Annotated in this window: 1 protein-coding gene and 1 pseudogene; one reads left to right on the forward strand and one right to left on the reverse strand. The window is 65.7% G+C overall.

What is annotated here, in order from left to right:
• On the reverse strand, positions 1 to 673 hold a 673-nt coding region (locus tag F6S12_RS32255; RefSeq protein ID WP_315869924.1), incomplete at its 3' end, for an FAD-dependent oxidoreductase.
• Between the two features lie 61 nt (positions 674 to 734).
• On the opposite strand from F6S12_RS32255, the pseudogene F6S12_RS32260 reads away from it, so the two are divergent.
• Positions 735 to 940: pseudogene (locus F6S12_RS32260) on the forward strand (LysR family transcriptional regulator); the annotation flags it as partial.

Here is a 940-nt window from a genome sequence, read left to right on the forward strand (position 1 = left end):
TGCCCCGCACCCGCTGGCCCAGTAGGATTTCGCAGCGCCCGGAAGCGCGCAGCCGCGTGGCCAGTTGCTGGCAGAAGGCGTGGCAGTCGGCCACTTCTTCATCCGGGGTATAGATACCGCCGACGAAGGGCGTATCCCCCAGGGCCGGTTCCAGGGCCGTGCATTCGGCGGCGCAAAGCACCTGTTGCTGGCCGCTGTCCGCCAGGTTGTGCCGGGCGTGCTCGAAGCTTTTTTGCTCGCGGAAAGTCACCAGCTTGCCGTTGCGCCGCCAGTCGAAGCCTTGTAGGCCATCCTCTTCGCGCCAGCTTTGCAGGGTGCTCTGGCTGAGCAGCGCCAGGCGCAGCAGGTGCGCGCCATTGCGCCGGTTCACCGAGTGCCGGCAAGCACCGAGGAACCCCGCCAGCCAGCGCCACTGCGCCGGGTCCAGGCGTGGCCGCAGCTTGAGCGGAGAGTCGCCCTTGAGCATCCAGCCCAGGGCCTGCCAGGGCACCCCGGCATCAGCCAGAGGCGCCACATAGCGATAGGACAGCTGCCCGCCGTTGGCGAAACTGGTCTGGCTGCCCAGGGACTCCTGCGCCTCCACCAGGGTCACCTCGAAGCCCTGGCGGACCAGGGCGTAGGCACTGGCCAAGCCGATAACGCCCCCTCCAATGATGCAAACCCGCTGACTCATGACTGCCCCTGGCCTGTTGGTCGATGGCCCAAGGTTAGGGGCAGGTGACAGGCGCCGGACAATGAATAAAGATGGACCTCCCATAAACAAAGGTTATGGACTGCCCCATGCGCCTTCGTCATATCGAGATTTTCCAGGCCATCCGCCAGACCGGCTCCATCAGCGGCGCGGCGCAGTTGCTGCATGTCTCCCAGCCGGCGGTGACCAAGGTTTTGCAGCACGCCGAACTGCAGTTGGGTTTCCCGTTGTTCCTGCGGGTGCGGGGCA

It is taken from the genome of Pseudomonas sp. JV245A (assembly GCF_032424515.1).
In the GTDB taxonomy this organism is placed as follows: domain Bacteria; phylum Pseudomonadota; class Gammaproteobacteria; order Pseudomonadales; family Pseudomonadaceae; genus Aquipseudomonas; species Aquipseudomonas protegens.